A 16,497-nucleotide genomic window follows, 5' to 3' on the forward strand; every position below is an offset into this window, starting at 1 on the left:
GCGGCTCGGCGCCGTCGAACAGGTCGCTCACGTCAGGAGGTCCGCCGTGGCGGCATCACTGCTGCAGCACGTCCGCACCCGCCGGCGGCACGAAGCGGAAGCGGGTCGCCGGCAGGGCCGGGTTGGTCTCGACGCGCTGGAAGTCCAGCCGCGAGCGCTGACCGAAGGCGTCGGTGATCTCGAAGGCCGTGAGGTCCTTGCCGCGGAAGGCGACGCGCACCTTGCGGATGCTGCCCTCGGCATTCTTCGGCTCGGCCAGCACCCATTGCAGGCCGGCCTCGTCGGGCTGGTTCGACAGCGTGAAGTCGCGTTCGATCGAGCCACCCGCCAGCAGCGCCGCCGGCGTGCTGCCCAGCGCCTGGTCATAGGGCCGCACCGTGACCTGGTTGAGGTCGACGTCGTGCAGCCAGACCTTGCTGCCGTCGGACACGATCAGCTGCTCGTAGGGCTTGAGGTAGTCGAAGCGGAAGCGGTTCGGCCGCAGGAACTCGAAGGTGCCGGACGACGGCTTCTTGCGCGCGCCGTCGTTGCCGGTGACGACCTGGGTGAAGCTGGCGCGGCCGGACTGGACCTCGCGCACGAAGTCGCGCAGCGCGCCGACCGCGTCGGCCTGGGCGGTCACGGGCCAGAGCGGTAGCAGCGACAGGGCCAGCATGGCCAGCCAGCGGCGGCGGGTGGTGAGTTTCGTGTGGATCATGTCGTGAGCCTTCAGTCACCCTGGCGCGGCGGCACCAGGATGTCGCGGTTGCCGTTGGTCGCCATGCTGGAGACCACGCCCGACTGCTCCATCTGTTCGAGCAGCCGCGCGGCGCGGTTGTAGCCGATGCGCAGGTGGCGCTGCACCAGCGAGATCGAGGCCCGGCGGTGCTGCAGCACGATGGCGACGGCCTGGTCGTACATCGGGTCGGCCTCTCCGGACGGACCGCCGGCCGGGTCACCGCCCTCGCCGCCTTCACCGTCCAGCACACCGCCTTCGAGGATGCCCTCGATGTAGTCGGGCTCGCCCTGGGTCTTGAGGTAGCTGACCACGCGATGGACCTCGTCATCGCTGACGAAGGCACCGTGCACCCGCACCGGCAGGCCGCCGCCGGGCGTCAGGTAGAGCATGTCGCCCTGGCCGAGCAGGGCCTCGGCGCCCATCTGGTCGAGGATGGTGCGGCTGTCGATCTTGCTGGAGACCTGGAAGGCGATGCGGGTCGGGATGTTGGCCTTGATCAGGCCGGTGATGACGTCGACGCTGGGCCGCTGCGTGGCCAGGATCAGGTGGATGCCAGAAGCCCGCGCCTTCTGCGCCAGGCGTGCGATCAGTTCCTCGATCTTCTTGCCGACCACCATCATCAGGTCGGCGAGTTCATCGATCACCACGACGATGTGCGGCAGTCGGGACAGCGGCTCGGGCGCGTCGGGCGTCAGGCTGAAGGGGTTGGGGATCAGCTCGCCGCGATCGGTCGCCTCGGCGATCTTCTTGTTGTAGCCAGCCAGGTTGCGCACGCCCATCTTGCTGAGCAGCTTGTAGCGCCGCTCCATCTCGGCCACGCACCAGTTGAGCGCGTTGCCGGCCTGCTTCATGTCGGTCACGACCGGGGCGAGCAGGTGCGGGATGCCTTCGTAGACGCTCATCTCGAGCATCTTCGGATCGATCAGGATCAGGCGGACGTCGCGTGCCTCGGCCTTGTAGAGCAGGCTCAGGATCATCGCGTTGATGCCCACCGACTTGCCCGAGCCGGTCGTGCCGGCGACCAGCACGTGCGGCATCTTGGCCAGGTCGGCCACCACCGGCGTGCCGATGATGTCCATGCCCAGGCCGATGGTCAGCTGCGAGGCCGCGCCGTTGTAGACCTGCGAGCCGAGGATCTCGGCCAGCCGGATCGTCAGGCGGCGCGCATTGGGCAGCTCCAGCGCCATGAAGGTCTTGCCGGGAATGGTCTCGACCACGCGGATCGACACCAGGCTCAGCGAGCGAGCCAGGTCCTTGGCCAGGTTGACGACCTGCGAGCCCTTCACGCCGGTGGCCGGCTCGATCTCGTAGCGGGTGATCACCGGGCCGGGCTGGGCCGCGACGACGCGCACCTCGACACCGAAGTCCTTGAGCTTCTTCTCGATCAGCCGGCTGGTCATCTCCAGCGTCTCGGGCGTGACGGTCTCGACGCGGGTCGACGGCGCGGCGTCGAGCAGGTCGACCTGCGGCAGCTTGCCGTTGTCGAGTTCCTGGAAGAGCGGCTGCTGGCGTTCCTTGACGACCCGCTCGGACGGCGGCACGGCCGGCGGCGGCACCTCGATCACCAGCGGCGGCTGGACTTCCTCGATCTGGCGCTCGACCTCGACGAGCTGCTCGCGCTCGCGCTGGGCACGCTGGCCGATGCGCTCGTCCTCGGCGCGCTCGCGGCGCTCCTCGCGGCGTTCACGCAGGCCTTCGGCCGCCGTGCCGATGCGCTCGGCCAGCACGCTCCACGAGAAGCGGAAGGCCCAGGACAGGCCCACCAGCATCACCACGATCCAGGCCACGCCGCTGCCGGCGAAGCCCAGGAGCTTCATGCTGAGGGAACCCAGCGTCGCACCCAGCATGCCGCCGGCCTGTGCGCCGGCCAGCGTGTCCTCGTGGCGATAAAGGCGGGTCCATTCGAGCGAGCAGCTCGCCGCGATCAGCAGGGCCAGGCCGACCCAGGCCAGCCAGTGCGGCCGCCACGGCGTCGGGTCGGCGCCGCCGCGGCCCTCGCCGTCGGTTCGCAGCGCCCGCGCCAGCAGCGCCAGCCAGCCGCGCGCCAGGAACAGCAGGCACCACCAGACCGACAGGCCGAACAGGACGAAGGAAAGGTCGGACCACCAGGCACCCAGCGCGCCGACCCAGTTGCGGGTCGCGGCGCCGTCGCCGGAGGTCGAGAAGGCATGGTCGCCCGGGTGGTGGCTCAGCAGCGCCATCAGCCACAGCACCAGCAAGGTCGCACCGAACGCGATGGCCGCCTGCAGGCGCCAAGAGGCAGCGCCACGCGGGACGTGGTCCGGTGCGCCGGCGGCGTGGGAACGGGAGGAGGATGCGCTGTCGCCCGAAGACGACGCACGCAGCGAACCGAGCGGATACGTCATGCGCCGGATTGTCGGCGATCGGACCCGTCGGGCGGCACGGCGGCGAGCCGCGCGCCCGTCGGGCTCACTGCGTCGTGAGGCGGTCGGTCAGCACGACCCAGCCGTTTTCCTGGGTCTCGATCAGGCCGCGCTCCTCGAGGTCCTTCATGACCCGGCTGACCATCTCGCGCGACGCACCCACGACCTTGGCCAGGTCCTGACGCGAGACCTTGCTGCGGATCATGCGCTGGCCATCCTCGTCGGTGGCCATGTCCAGCAGCGCACGGGCGACGCGGCCGTACACGTCGAGAAGCGCCAGCGACTCGATCTGGCGGTCGGCGTTGCGCAGGCGGCCGACCAGGCCGCGCAGGATCGCGTAGGACAGGCTGGAGTTCTCCGGCAGGCAGGCGGCGAACTCGCCACGGCCCAGCACCAGCACGTCGGTCTGGACCTCGGCACGCACGGTGGCCGAATGCGGCTCGTTGTCGATCAGGCTCATCTCGCCGAGGTAGTCGCCCGGCTCCAGCACGGCAAGGATGACCTCGCGGCCGCGCGAGTCCGAGGTCACGACGCGGGCCCGGCCGCTCAGCAGGATGAACAGCGCGTCGGACTTGCGGCCTTGCTCGACGATGATCTCGCCACGGCGGTAGCGACGCTTGATCACCCCGTCGGCCACGGTCTGGGCCTGTTCGTTGGTGAGCATCGAGAAAAGAGGGACGCGCCGGATCAGATCGAGATTCGAGAGCATGGCCATCGAGGCACTCCTGCTTGAGTTGGTTCTATCGTGTTCATGGTCGGCCTACCGGCACGCCACAGCAGGTCGTTCATACAATCCCTCGATCCTCCTGCGGCGTCCGGGACCAGCTTGGTCGGGCAGAGCAGGGCTCGCCGACGGCCAGTTATTTCACGCATGTGTAACGCCTCTCTCACTCTAACCCATGCGTTGCCGAATTGAACAGCGCAGCAGTCCCGAATTGATAACCGGTTGCAGCTGCGGACCTTGAACTTCACAAACCCGACGCCACGCTAGAAACATGAGCACCAACAACCTGCATGCCCAAGTCCTGATCCTCGGTTCGGGCCCCGCCGGCTATACCGCCGCCATCTATGCAGCGCGGGCCAATCTCAAGCCCGTGCTGATCACCGGCATGGCCCAGGGCGGCCAGCTGATGACGACGACCGAGGTCGACAACTGGCCGGCCGACGTCGCCGGCGTGCTGGGCCCGGACCTGATGCAGCGTTTCCAGCAGCATGCCGAGCGCTTCAACACGCAGATGGTGTTCGACCACATCAACGCGGTCGATTTCTCGCAACGGCCACTGAAACTCACCGGTGATGCAGGCACTTACACCTGCGACTCGCTGATCATCGCCACCGGCGCCAGCGCCAAATACCTTGGCCTGCCGTCCGAGCAGACCTTCATGGGCCGCGGGGTCAGCGGTTGCGCGACCTGCGACGGCTTCTTCTACCGTGGCGACGAGGTCTGCGTGGTCGGCGGCGGCAACACGGCGGTCGAGGAGGCGCTCTACCTGTCGAACATCGCCAGCAAGGTCCACCTGATCCACCGACGCGACAAGTTCCGCGCCGAGGCGATCATGGTTGACAAGCTGCACGAGAAGGTCGCCGCCGGGAAGATGGAGCTTCACCTGTTCCAGACCCTGGACGAGGTCCTCGGTGATGCCTCCGGCGTGACCGGCGTGCGCCTGCGCAGCACCACCGACGACAGCACCCGCGACCTGACCGTGCGCGGCTGCTTCATCGCCATCGGCCACCACCCGAACACGGACATCTTCCAGGGCCAGCTGGAGATGAAGGACGGGTACATCGTCACGCGGACCGGCCTGAACGGCTTTGCCACGATGACCAGCGTGCCGGGCGTGTTCGCGGCTGGCGACGTGCAGGACCATGTCTATCGTCAGGCGATCACCAGCGCCGGTACCGGCTGCATGGCCGCGCTGGACGCCCAGCGCTTCCTCGAACAGGGCGGCGCGCACTGAGCGCGAGGCGAGGCCGGAACGGGCCGCCCAGCCGCGTGCTCGGCAGCTCTGGCGGGCTGGCCTCGCCTTTGTCTATAATCTTCGTTTTGCCGTCCTAGCCCGGTCTTCCGGCGCAGGCCCGCACGGCAGGCATCTCAGGGTGCCGCACGTGGGGGTCGGCGACACGAGGCCGGAGGGGCAAACATCAAGCCGGGGCCCGGCGCTGCGGTTGCAGGTCGATCAGACCCGCGACCCGCCCGAGCCTCCAGAGCCGCCGCCCGGTGTGTCCGCACCCGGTCGATCGGCCCAGCGGCTGGCTTGCGCTGTTTGCCGTGTTGAAACACAGTCTGGAGAAGCGTCATGGCACGCGTCTGTCAAGTCACGGGCAAGCGCCCGATGGTGGGGAACAACGTGTCCCACGCCAACAACAAAACCAAGCGTCGCTTCCTGCCGAATCTGCAGTACCGCCGCTTCTGGCTCGAAACCGAAAACCGTTGGGTGCGCCTGCGCATCAGCAACGCAGCTCTGCGTCTGATCGACAAGGTGGGCATCGAGCAGGTCGTCGCCGACCTGCGTGCCCGCGGCGAACTCTGAACCGCGAGGTAAGACACCATGGCATCCAAAGGCGGACGCGAAAAGATCAAGCTGGAATCCACCGCGGGTACCGGCCACTTCTACACCACGGCCAAGAACAAGAAGACGACGCCCGAAAAGCTCGAATTCATGAAGTTCGACCCGAAGGCACGCAAGCACGTGCTGTACAAGGAAGTGAAGCTCAAGTGAGTCTCGGCCTGTCGGCCTGACCGACGGGCCCTGCCACCGGAGCCGGGCGTCGCAGCCCGCACCTCCCGTCGCCCTCGAGGCGATCCACGACCCGCCCGGATTCGTCCCGGCGGGTTTTGTCATGGGTACGCCACCCTTTGGCCGGACGCGCCGATGCGGACGGCGGCCGATCCCCCTTTCGGTCGGTGCACCGCCCGACACACCCGAAGGGGGGCACCCTTCGTCATGATCGACTTGCCGCCGCCCGGCTCCTAGATTGGCCCGATCCCCACGCGCCGATCGACGGAGGCCCCGATGACCTGCCGAAGCAAGCTGCCCTGCCCCGCAACCTTCACGGCCTGCATCCTGATGTACGTGGCCGGGGCGGCACTGGCTCAGTCGCTGACACCGGGCGATCACCGCCTGACGCTGGGTGAACCACCCTTGCTCACCGTCCGAGCTCGCTTGGCAGAGGGCCAACAGATCGCCGGCACCCTGCCGCAACGCTGCCTGAGCGCCAGCCTTCAACCGGTCGACCCACGCGAAGGTGCAGCCGTGCCGCTCGAATGGCACGGCGCCGAACGCGCCGACGACGGCAGCACGTGGGTCACGCTGACACACCCCGAACCGCTGAGGCTGCTGCGCATGCTGCTGCGCGCGACCCTGCATTGCGGCCCGCCGTTCACGCGTCTCCAGTTGCTGCAGGCCGAGGTCGACGGCACCGAACCTGCCAGGCCCCTCGCACCCGCGACCTACACCCTGCCTGCCCCTCCAGCCTCGAACGCAGCGCCCGGGAGACCCTCCGAGTCCAGGTCGGCAGCACGGGCGCTGCCACCGCCGACCCGACCACCCTCTCCCCATCGACCAGACCGCGCCAGTCCCGCGCCGCCCTGGCGCGAGCCACCGCCGCCAACGCCGATGAGGTCGGCCGAACCGACGGCGGCTGCAGCGGCGTCGGCCTCCGTGCCAACCATCTCGACGTCGCCTGCGCTGGCCACATTCCTGCCGCCGACAAGCGCTGTGCCTCCTGCGCCACCTCCGCCACCTGCGCCGTCAGCCTCCACCGCCAGCCCGCTCACCGATGCCTTCATGCAGGCCTGGCAGCACGATCTCTCCGAAGTGAAGAGGGACCTGCTGCCGCTGCAGCGACAGGTTGCTGTCCAGGAGCAACGCCTGAGCCGGCAGGAAGACCTGCGCCGAGACGCCCTCGGCGTGCTGCTCGCGGTCGGCATCGGTGCGGGACTTTCGCGGGTCGCGTCTCGCGTCTGGCGCGACATCAGCTTGCGTCGGATGCGCGCAGAGCCTGCGTTGGCGGCGACGGATGCACGAGACCGCGGCACACGTTCAACCGTCGGGCAGTTCGACCCGCCCACGCACCCGCATTCCTCCGACATGCCCGAGACCGACGCGCCCCACCTGCGCGCCGCCCCTGCGTCTCGGGCCACGCTGGACGAGTCGACGCATGTGGCGCTGTACGCGGAGGTCGATGCGCTGCGCTCGACCGGCCACCTCGATGCCGGCGTCGCGCTGCTGGAAACCGCCCTGCATGGTGAGATCGACCAGCCGCCCGGCGCGCTGCTGCGGCTGCTGGACCTGTACCGTCGGCTCGGCCTGGCCGATGCGCACGGCCACATTGCCGACGAGCTGGGGCGGCTCTACGCGGTTGAGGTGCCGGAGCTTGGTCATTGCGCCCTGATCGACGAGGTCGACGTCGCAGGCACCCGTTCGGCGCTGCTGCGCCGACGCCCCGAACTGGCCGGACGCAGCCCCGCCGAGTCACGCCAGCGGCTGGCCGAGGCCCTGCTGGATCGCCGCTCCGGTACGCCCTTCAGCTGGCAGGACTTCCAGGCCGCCTTGGCCTGGCATGCCGAACTCGGCCGGCGTGACGGCCGGATCACCGCATCGTCGGAACCCGCGACGACCACGCCCACCACGGCGGCCACGCCGTCGGCGGAAGAACCGGCCTGGCTGCTGCAGACGGGCTGAGCGCGGTTCCGGCCGAAGCCGGCGCCGGATCAGACCAGCACGCGCTCGATGCCGCCGGCGTTGGCGTGGCCGACGTAGTCGGGCATCCAGTTCTCGCCCAGGATCTGGCGGGCCATCTCGACGACGATGTAGTCGGCCTCGAGCAGGCCGTTGTTCAGGTCATCCTGGTAGCGGCTCAGGCCCTGCAGGCAGGCCGGGCAGGACGTCAGGATCTTCATGTCGCCCTGGTGCCCGGCCGCACGCAGCTGGGCCTCGCCCTTGCGGATCTCCTCTTCCTTGCGGAAGCGGATCTGGGTCGAGATGTCCGGCCGGTTCAGCGCCAGCGTGCCGGCCTCGCCGCAGCAGCGGTCGCTCTTGACCACGCCGTCGCCCAGCAGCGCCTTGACCGTCTTCATCGGGTCCTGGAGCTTCATCGGCGTGTGGCAAGGGTCGTGGTACAGGAAACCGCCCTGGCCGGACAGGGTGATGCCCTTCTCCAGCAGGTACTCGTGGATGTCGATGATCCGGCAGCCCGGGAAGATCTTGTCGAACTGGTAGCCCTGCAGCTGGTCGTAGCAGGTGCCGCAGCTGACCACGACGGTCTTGATGTCGAGGTAGTTGAGCGTGTTGGCGACGCGGTGGAAAAGCACCCGGTTGTCGGTGATCATCTTCTCGGCCTTGTCGAACTGGCCGCTGCCGCGCTGGGGGTAGCCGCAGCACAGGTAGCCCGGCGGCAGCACGGTCTGCACGCCGGCATGCCACAGCATGGCCTGCGTGGCCAGGCCGACCTGGCTGAAGAGTCGCTCGGAGCCGCAGCCCGGGAAATAGAACACCGCCTCGCTGTCGACCGTCGTCGCCTTGGGGTTGCGGATGATCGGGACATAGTTCTTGTCCTCGATGTCCAGCAGCGCCCGGGCCGTCTTCTTCGGCAGCCCCCCCGGCAGCTTCTTGTTGATGAAGTGGATGACCTGTTCCTTGACCGGCGCGGCACCGACCGAGGCCGGCGGCGCGCTGGTCTGCTTGCGGGCCACCACCTTGAGCACGTCGTTGGCGACGCGCTGCATCTTCATGCCCACGCCGACCATTGCCCCGCGCACCAGCTTGATGGTCTCGGGGTGGGTCGCGTTGAGCATGAACATCGCCGCCGCGCCCGCCGGGCGGAAGCTCTTCTGGCCCATCTTGCGCAGCAGGTTGCGCATGGCCATCGAGACATCGCCGAAGTCGATCTTGACCGGACAGGGGCTCAGGCACTTGTGGCAGACCGTGCAGTGATCGGCCACGTCCTCGAACTCTTCCCAGTGCTTGATGCTCACGCCGCGCCGGGTCTGCTCCTCATAGAGGAAGGCCTCGATCAGCAGCGAGGTCGCGAGGATCTTGTTGCGCGGCGAATAGAGCAGGTTGGCACGCGGCACGTGGGTGGCGCAGACCGGCTTGCACTTGCCGCAGCGCAGGCAGTCCTTGATGCTGGCGCTGATGTCGCCGATGTCGCTGCGCTGCATGATCAGCGACTCATGGCCCATCAGGCCGAAGCTGGGCGTGTAGGCCTCGCTCAGGTCGGCCGAGCGGGTCTCGCTGCCCAGCGCGGCGGTGCGGTCCTTGGCCCGCAGCAGCTTGCCCTTGTTGAAGCGGCCTTCCGGGTCGATGCGGGCCTTGTAGGCGGCGAAGTTGCCGATCTCCTCGTCGGTCAGGAACTCGAGCTTGGTGATGCCGATGCCGTGTTCGCCGGAGATCACGCCGTCCAGGCTGCGCGCCAGCGTCATGATGCGGGCGACCGCCTCGTGCGCCGTCTGCAGCATCTCGTAGTTGTCGCTGTTGACGGGGATGTTGGTGTGCACGTTGCCGTCGCCGGCATGCATGTGCAGGGCCACCCAGACGCGCCCGCGCAGCACCGTCTGGTGGATCTTGCGGCAGGCCTCGACGATGGGCTCGAAGGCCGCGCCGGCGAAGATCTGCTGCTGGAAGGGCTTGAGGATCTGCGCGCGCCACGAGGCCCGCAGGCTGTGGTCCTGCAGCTGGTCGAAGAAGCTGCGGCCGGCGCTGACCTCGTCGTGCTGGGCCGCGTCCAGGCCGTCCTTCCAGCCCTGCCAGCGCTGGCGCACCTCGGCCAGCAGTGCCAGGGCCTGCTGGACGCGGTCGCCCAGCAGCTCGGCGCTCGGGATCTCGCTGGCGTCGTCGGTCTTGCCCAGCGGCAGCGAGCCGGCGCTGAAGAAGGCTTCCAGCCGGTCGACCAGCTCCAGCTTGTTGCGCAGCGACAGCTCGATGTTGATGCGCTCGATGCCCAGCGTGTACTCGCCCATGCGTTCGAGCGGGATCACCACGTCCTCGTTGACCTTGAACGCATTGGTGTGGCGGCTGATCGCCGCCGTGCGCTTGCGGTCCAGCCAGAAGGTCTTGCGCGCGTCGGCGCTGACCGCCACGAAGCCTTCGCCCGATCGGCCGTTGGCCAGCCGGATGACCTCGCTGGTGGCGCGCGCCACCGCGTTCTCGTCGTCGCCGACGATGTCGCCGACCAGCACCATCTTGGGCAGGCCGCCGCGCTTGCTCTTGGTCGTGTAGCCGACCGCCTTGAGGTAGCGGTCGTCAAGGTGTTCCAGGCCGGCCAGGATGGCGCCGCCGGGGCGCTTCATCTCGGCGAACATGAAGTCCTTGATGTCGACGATCGACGGCACGCATTCCTTCGGGTTGCCGAAGAACTCCAGGCAGACCGTGCGCACATGCGCCGGCATGCGGTGCACGACCCAGCGCGCGCTGGTGATCAGGCCGTCGCAGCCCTCCTTCTGGATGCCGGGCAGGCCGGCGAGGAACTTGTCGGTGACGTCCTTGCCCAGCCCTTCCTTGCGAAACACGCGGCCGGGGATGTCCAGGCGCTCGGTGCGCTCCAGCGTCTTGCCGCTGGCGTCGAAGTAGCGCAGCTCGAAGCTGGCGGTCTCGACGTCGTGGATCTTGCCGAGGTTGTGGCCCAGGCGAACCACCTCCAGCCACTTGGCCTCGGGCGTGACCATGCGCCAGCTCGCCAGGTTGTCCAGCGCGGTGCCCCACAGCACGGCCTTCTTGCCACCCGCGTTCATCGCGATGTTGCCGCCGATGCAGCTGGCCTCGGCCGAGGTCGGGTCGACCGCGAAGACGAAGCCGGCGCGCTCGGCCGCATCGGACACGCGCTGCGTCACCACGCCCGCGCCGGTCCAGATGGTCGGCACCGGCTGGGCCAGACCGGGCAGCGAGACGTGCTCGACCTCGGTCATCTGTTCGAGCTTCTCGGTGTTGATGACCGCGCTGCGCCAGGTCAGCGGGACCGCGCCGCCGGTGTAGCCGGTGCCGCCGCCGCGCGGAATGATGGTCAGGCCCAGCTCGACGCAGCCGGCCACCAGCGCGGCCATCTCGGCCTCGGTGTCGGGGGTCAGCACGACGAAGGGGTATTCGACGCGCCAGTCGGTCGCGTCGGTCACGTGCGACACGCGCGACAGGCCGTCGAACTTGACGTTGTCGCGCGCCGTGTGGCGGCCCAGCACCTTGCGGGTCCGGGCGCGCAGGTCGTACACCGTGCGGAAGCGGGCCGAGAACTGCTCGACCGCGACGCGCGCGGCCGCCAGCAGCTCGCCGACCGCGGCGTCGCGCTCGCCGTCCTCGGCCGGGCGACGGCGCTTCTCGATCTCCTGCAGGCGGTGGTTGAGCGCGTCGACCAGCAGCTGGCGACGCTTCGGGTTGTCGATCAGGTCGTCTTCGAGGTACGGGTTGCGCTGGACCACCCAGATGTCGCCCAGGACCTCGTAGAGCATGCGCGCGGACCGGCCGGTGCGGCGCTCGGCGCGCAGGCGTTCGAGCAGGTTCCAGGCGTGCTGGCCCAGCAGGCGCTGGACGATCTCGCGGTCGGACAGGGACGTGTAGTTGTAGGGGATCTCGCGCAGGCGCGGGGCGGCGGAATCGGCCACGTGGACATCGGCGCCGAGGGCATCGCCTGCCGGCAGGTCGTTGGGCATCAGGGGGAGCGGAGCGTTCATGAGGCCGCGGGCGCGAACAGCGCGCGAGAGAGGCGCGGACGGGGTGTTTCCCGCCGCTGGAAACGGGGCCTGAAGGTCCTGGCGGGCAGGCTCAAGCGCGATCGCGAATGGTAGCGCAGGGGCGTATTTTCCCTGGGAGACAGGCCCTTGCCGGAGCCCGGGCGCCGCCCGGCCGGCGGTCGCCCGCGCGGTGCTCACCGGACGGCTCGCGCCGCATCCTGACTTGCCCGGTTGCCGGGCCCGCGGCTTCATGACAAAACCGTGTCGTGCGAGCCGCTGCCATGAAGCGGTCACAGGCCTGACCGAAGCTCGCGCCCCGGTTCGCAGCCCTGCCCACCGATCACCCGGAGATGTCCCGATGAAACAGACCGCCATCCGACTGAGCCTGGCCCTGGCCGGCCTGGCCGCCAGCTTCGCCAGCCAGGCCCAGACCGAGATCCAGTGGTGGCACTCGATGACCGCCGTCAACGGCGAATGGGTCAACGACCTCGCCACCCAGTTCAATGCCAGCCAGTCCGACTACAAGATCGTGCCGACCTACAAGGGCAGCTACGACGAGTCGATGACCGCGGCCATCGCCGCCTTCCGCGCCGGCAACGCGCCGCACATCCTGCAGGTCTTCGAGGTCGGCACCGCGACCATGATGGCCAGCAAGGGCGCCGTCGTGCCGGTCGGCCAGGTCATGAAGGACGCCGGCCTGAAGTTCGATCCTGCCGCCTACATCCCCGCCGTGGCCGGCTACTACACCGCGCCGAACGGGCAGATGCTGAGCTTCCCGTTCAACTCGTCGACGACGGTCTTCTACTTCAACAAGGACGCCTTCAAGGCCGCCGGCCTGAACCCCGACAAGGCCCCGGCGACCTGGCCGGAGGTGGCGCTGGCCGCCGCCAAGCTCAAGGCCAGCGGCCACAAGTGCCCGCTGTCGATCGCCTGGCAGGGCTGGACCCAGCTGGAGAGCTTCTCGGCCTGGCACAACACCGAGTACGCGACGAAGTCCAACGGCCTGGCCGGCCTGGACGCGCGGCTGAAGATCAACTCGCCGCTGCATGTGCGCCACATCGAGAACCTGGCCAACATGGCCCAGCAGGGCCTGTTCGTCTACAAGGGCCGTGCCAACGTGCCCGAGGCCAGCTTCATCTCCGGCGAGTGCGCCATGATGACCACGTCCTCCGGCTTCTACGGCAACGTGAAGAAGAACGCCAAGTTCGCCTACGGCCTGTCGCCGCTGCCCTACTACCCGGACGTCACCGGCGCGCCGCAGAACACCGTCATCGGCGGGGCCAGCCTGTGGGTGCTGTCGGGCAAGAAGCCGGCCGAGTACAAGGGCGTGGCGCAGTTCTTCAACTTCCTGTCCAACGCCGAGGTCCAGTCGGCCAGCCACAAGCGCACCGGCTACCTGCCGATCACGCTGGCGGCCTACAAGCTGACCGACCAGTCCGGCTACTACAAGGACAACCCCGGCACCGACGTGGCGGTCAACCAGATGGTCCGCAAGGTGACCGACAAGTCGCGCGGCATCCGCCTGGGCAACTACCTGCAGATCCGAACCATCGAGGACGAGGAACTCGAACAGGTCTGGGCCGGCAAGAAGACCGCCAAGGACGCGCTGGACAGCGTCGTCGCGCGTGGCAACGAACTGCTGGAGCGCTTCGAGAAGGCGAACAAGCCCTGACGGACCCGTTCGCCTCCGGCTGCCGACATGACGGCACCCCTCCCCGTCCCTCCCCGCCCGGCGGGGAGGGTCTGCCCAGAAGGACCCGTGCATGAGCGCTGACAAGCGCGTCGTCTTCCGTTCCCGCTGGCTGCCCTGGCTGCTGCTGGCGCCGCAGCTCGTGGTGATCGGGGCCTTCTTCTTCTGGCCGGCCGGCCAGGCGCTGCTGCAGTCGCTGCAGCAGAGCGATGCCTTCGGCACCTCGGTCGAGTGGGTCGGGCTGGAGAACTTCCGCCACCTCTGGAACGACCCGCTCTACCTCGCCTCGTTCAAGACCACGGCGGTGTTCTCGCTGCTGGTCGCCGGACTGGGCATCGGCCTGTCGCTGATGCTGGCCGTCTTCGCCGACCGCATCGTGCGTGGCGCGACCTTCTACCGCACGCTGCTGATCTGGCCCTATGCCGTCGCACCGGCCATCGCCGGCGTGCTGTGGCTGTTCCTGTTCTCGCCCGGCATGGGCGTGGTCGCGCACGCGCTGGGCCTGTTCAGCGTCCACTGGAACCACCTGCTGCGCGGCGACCACGCGATGACGCTGATCGTCATCGCGGCGGTCTGGAAGCAGATCTCCTACAACGTGCTGTTCTTCATCGCCGGCCTGCAGTCCATCCCGGCCTCGCTGATCGAGGCGGCCGCGATCGACGGGGCGCGGCCCTGGCGGCGCTTCTGGACGATCCAGTTGCCGCTGCTGTCGCCGACGACCTTCTTCCTGCTGGTCATCAACATCGTCTACGCCTTCTTCGACACCTTCGCGATCGTTGACGCGGCCACGCAGGGCGGGCCGGGCAAGGACACGTCCATCCTCGTCTACAAGGTCTACCACGACGGCTTCAAGGCGCTGGACCTGGGCGGCTCGGCGGCCCAGTCGGTCGTGCTGATGGTCATCGTGGTCGGCCTGACGGTGCTGCAGTTCCGCTTCGTCGAGAAGAAGGTGACCTACTGATGCGGGCCGCGCCGTGATGGTCGAACGCCGCCCCTGGCTGGACCTGCTCGCCCATGCGGTGCTGCTGCTGGGCGTGCTGGTCGTGGCCTTCCCGGTCTACGTGACCTTCGTCGCCTCGACCCACACGGCGCAGGAGATCGTGCAGGCGCCGATGCCGCTGCTGCCCGGCGGGCACTTCATCGACAACTACCTGACCGCCCTGGGCGGCACGCGCGAGGGCACCGGCTCCAAGGCCGCCGTCGGCCAGATGATGCTGGTCAGCCTGGTGATGGCGCTGGGCATCGCGCTGGGCAAGATCGCGATCTCGCTGCTGTCGGCCTTCGCGATCGTCTACTTCCGCTTCCCGCTGCGCCGGCTGTGCTTCTGGGCCATCTTCGTGACGCTGATGCTGCCGGTGGAGGTCCGCATCGCGCCGACCTACAAGGTGGTCTCCGACCTCGGCATGCTCAACAGCTACGCCGGCCTGACCATCCCGCTGATCGCCTCGGCCACCGCGACCTTCCTGTTCCGGCAGTTCTTCCTGACCGTGCCGGATGAACTCGCCGAGGCCGCCCGCATCGACGGTGCCGGACCGCTGTGCTTCTTCAGGGACGTGCTGCTGCCGCTGTCGGCGACCAGCGTCGCCGCGCTGTTCGTGATCCAGTTCATCTACGGCTGGAACCAGTACCTCTGGCCGCTGCTGGTGACCACCGACGAGCGCATGTACCCCGTCGTGATCGGCATCAAGCGGATGATTGCCGGCGGTGACGCGCAGATCGAATGGAACATCGTGATGGCCACCGCCATCCTCGCGATGCTGCCGCCGGCGCTGGTCGTCGTGCTGATGCAGAAGTGGTTCGTCAAGGGCCTGGTCGACACCGAGAAATAGACGACGGGTCCACCCGTCAAGGACACACCCAGTGGCAGCTCTCTCCTTGCGTGGCGTGGTCAAGCGCTACGGCTTCGGCAAGTCCGCGCAACAGGTCGTGCACGGCGTCGATGCCGAGTTCGACGACGGCGAGTTCATCGTCATCGTCGGCCCCTCCGGCTGCGGCAAGAGCACGTTGCTGCGCATGGTCGCGGGGCTGGAGGAGATCAGCGCCGGCCAGATCCTGTTCCGCAACGCCAAGGGCGAGCGGGTCGTCAACGACCTCGAGCCGGCCGAGCGCGACATCGCCATGGTGTTCCAGAACTACGCGCTCTACCCGCACATGAGCGTGTACGACAACATGGCCTACGGCCTGAAGATCGCCGGCCTGGACAAGGCCGAGATCCGCCGCCGGGTCGACAAGGCCGCCGCCATCCTCGAACTCGGCACGCTGCTGGAGCGCCGGCCGCGCCAGCTCTCCGGCGGCCAGCGCCAGCGCGTCGCGATGGGCCGCGCGATCGTGCGCCAGCCGCAGGTCTTCCTGTTCGACGAGCCGCTGTCCAACCTGGACGCCAAGCTGCGGGCCCAGACCCGGCTGGAGATCCGCCGCCTGCATGCGGAGCTGGGCATCACCTCGCTGTTCGTCACCCACGACCAGGTCGAGGCGATGACGCTGGCCCAGCGCATGGTCGTCATGAACGCCGGCCGGATCGAGCAGATCGGCACGCCCGAGGCGGTCTATGCCGAGCCGGCCACGCCCTTCGTCGCGACCTTCATCGGCTCGCCGCCGATGAACCTGGTGGAGACCCGCGTCGAGGCCGGCCGGAAGGTCCGCTGCGCCGGCCTGGCGCTGGACCTGCCGGCCGACCTGCCTTTCGCCTGCCCGATGCCCGGCGAACCGCTGCTGCTGGGCGTGCGGCCGGAGCACCTGGGCATCGCCAACGACGACGGCAACGGCCTCTCCAGCGCGGCCACCCACTGGCCGGCCGTCGTCGAGATGGTCGAGATGCTCGGCGCGGAACGTCTCGTGCACGCCCGCCTGGCCACGCCCGATGCAGCCACCGCACCGCTGCTGACCGCCCGCATCGACGCCACCCTGCCCTGCCCGGTCGTGCACGCCCGCGTCACGCTGCGCTGTGCCGCCGAACACCTGCACGGCTACGACCCGACGAGTCAGCGACGCCTGCCCCGGGCGTGAAAATCTTCTCTCCCCGACTGCGGCCGCCAGGCCCGAT

Annotated in this window: 12 protein-coding genes; 8 read left to right on the forward strand and 4 right to left on the reverse strand. The window is 68.6% G+C overall.

Annotated features, from left to right (window positions below; all coding sequences use genetic code 11):
* Nucleotides 1-55: 55 nt before the first annotated feature.
* The 3 genes from lolA to Q8X39_RS09625 form a co-directional block, all read right to left on the reverse strand.
* Nucleotides 56-655, reverse strand: a complete 600-nt coding sequence (gene lolA / locus Q8X39_RS09615) for an outer membrane lipoprotein periplasmic chaperone LolA (protein WP_305749594.1) — start codon at nt 653-655, stop codon at nt 56-58.
* Between the two features lie 53 nt (nt 656-708).
* A complete protein-coding gene (locus tag Q8X39_RS09620; protein WP_305749449.1) occupies nt 709-3,084 on the reverse strand; it encodes a DNA translocase FtsK in 2,376 nt (791 codons plus the stop codon).
* Nucleotides 3,085-3,148: 64 nt separating this feature from the next.
* A complete protein-coding gene (locus Q8X39_RS09625) occupies nt 3,149-3,817 on the reverse strand; it encodes a Crp/Fnr family transcriptional regulator (protein ID WP_130483051.1) in 669 nt (222 codons plus the stop codon).
* A gap of 280 nt (nt 3,818-4,097) precedes the next feature.
* On the opposite strand from Q8X39_RS09625, the gene trxB reads away from it, so the two are divergent.
* From trxB to Q8X39_RS09645, 4 genes are all read left to right on the forward strand, one after another.
* The gene (trxB, locus tag Q8X39_RS09630) at nt 4,098-5,060 is read left to right on the forward strand and encodes a thioredoxin-disulfide reductase (RefSeq protein WP_305749450.1); all 963 of its coding nucleotides are present in this window, start codon (nt 4,098-4,100) and stop codon (nt 5,058-5,060) included.
* Between the two features lie 339 nt (nt 5,061-5,399).
* A complete protein-coding gene (rpmB, locus tag Q8X39_RS09635) occupies nt 5,400-5,633 on the forward strand; it encodes a 50S ribosomal protein L28 (RefSeq protein WP_130483049.1) in 234 nt (77 codons plus the stop codon).
* Between the two features lie 18 nt (nt 5,634-5,651).
* Nucleotides 5,652-5,822 (forward strand): 50S ribosomal protein L33, encoded by a 171-nt coding sequence (gene rpmG / locus Q8X39_RS09640; RefSeq protein WP_130483048.1) that lies wholly within the window; start codon nt 5,652-5,654, stop codon nt 5,820-5,822.
* A gap of 348 nt (nt 5,823-6,170) precedes the next feature.
* The gene (locus Q8X39_RS09645; protein WP_305749451.1) at nt 6,171-7,787 is read left to right on the forward strand and encodes a hypothetical protein; all 1,617 of its coding nucleotides are present in this window, start codon (nt 6,171-6,173) and stop codon (nt 7,785-7,787) included.
* 29 nt (nt 7,788-7,816) lie between these two features.
* On the opposite strand, the gene Q8X39_RS09650 is transcribed toward Q8X39_RS09645, so the two are convergent.
* The gene (locus Q8X39_RS09650) at nt 7,817-11,764 is read right to left on the reverse strand and encodes a DUF3683 domain-containing protein (protein WP_407067996.1); all 3,948 of its coding nucleotides are present in this window, start codon (nt 11,762-11,764) and stop codon (nt 7,817-7,819) included.
* 358 nt (nt 11,765-12,122) lie between these two features.
* Here Q8X39_RS09650 and ugpB point away from each other — a divergent pair, with 358 nt between their 5' ends.
* From ugpB to ugpC, 4 genes are all read left to right on the forward strand, one after another.
* Nucleotides 12,123-13,436 (forward strand): sn-glycerol-3-phosphate ABC transporter substrate-binding protein UgpB, encoded by a 1,314-nt coding sequence (gene ugpB, locus Q8X39_RS09655; protein ID WP_305749452.1) that lies wholly within the window; start codon nt 12,123-12,125, stop codon nt 13,434-13,436.
* Nucleotides 13,437-13,527: 91 nt separating this feature from the next.
* Entirely contained in the window at nt 13,528-14,415 is an 888-nt protein-coding gene (ugpA, locus tag Q8X39_RS09660; protein WP_305749453.1) for a sn-glycerol-3-phosphate ABC transporter permease UgpA, read from the forward strand.
* Nucleotides 14,416-14,431: 16 nt separating this feature from the next.
* A complete protein-coding gene (ugpE, locus tag Q8X39_RS09665; RefSeq protein ID WP_305749454.1) occupies nt 14,432-15,283 on the forward strand; it encodes a sn-glycerol-3-phosphate ABC transporter permease UgpE in 852 nt (283 codons plus the stop codon).
* A gap of 31 nt (nt 15,284-15,314) precedes the next feature.
* Nucleotides 15,315-16,460 carry a sn-glycerol-3-phosphate ABC transporter ATP-binding protein UgpC gene (ugpC, locus tag Q8X39_RS09670; RefSeq protein ID WP_305749455.1) on the forward strand — a complete coding sequence of 382 codons (1,146 nt, stop codon included), beginning with the start codon at nt 15,315-15,317 and terminating at the stop codon, nt 16,458-16,460.
* Nucleotides 16,461-16,497 lie beyond the last annotated feature (37 nt).

Source organism: Leptothrix discophora, assembly GCF_030705305.1.
GTDB classification, from domain to species: Bacteria; Pseudomonadota; Gammaproteobacteria; order Burkholderiales; family Burkholderiaceae_C; genus Sphaerotilus; species Sphaerotilus discophorus.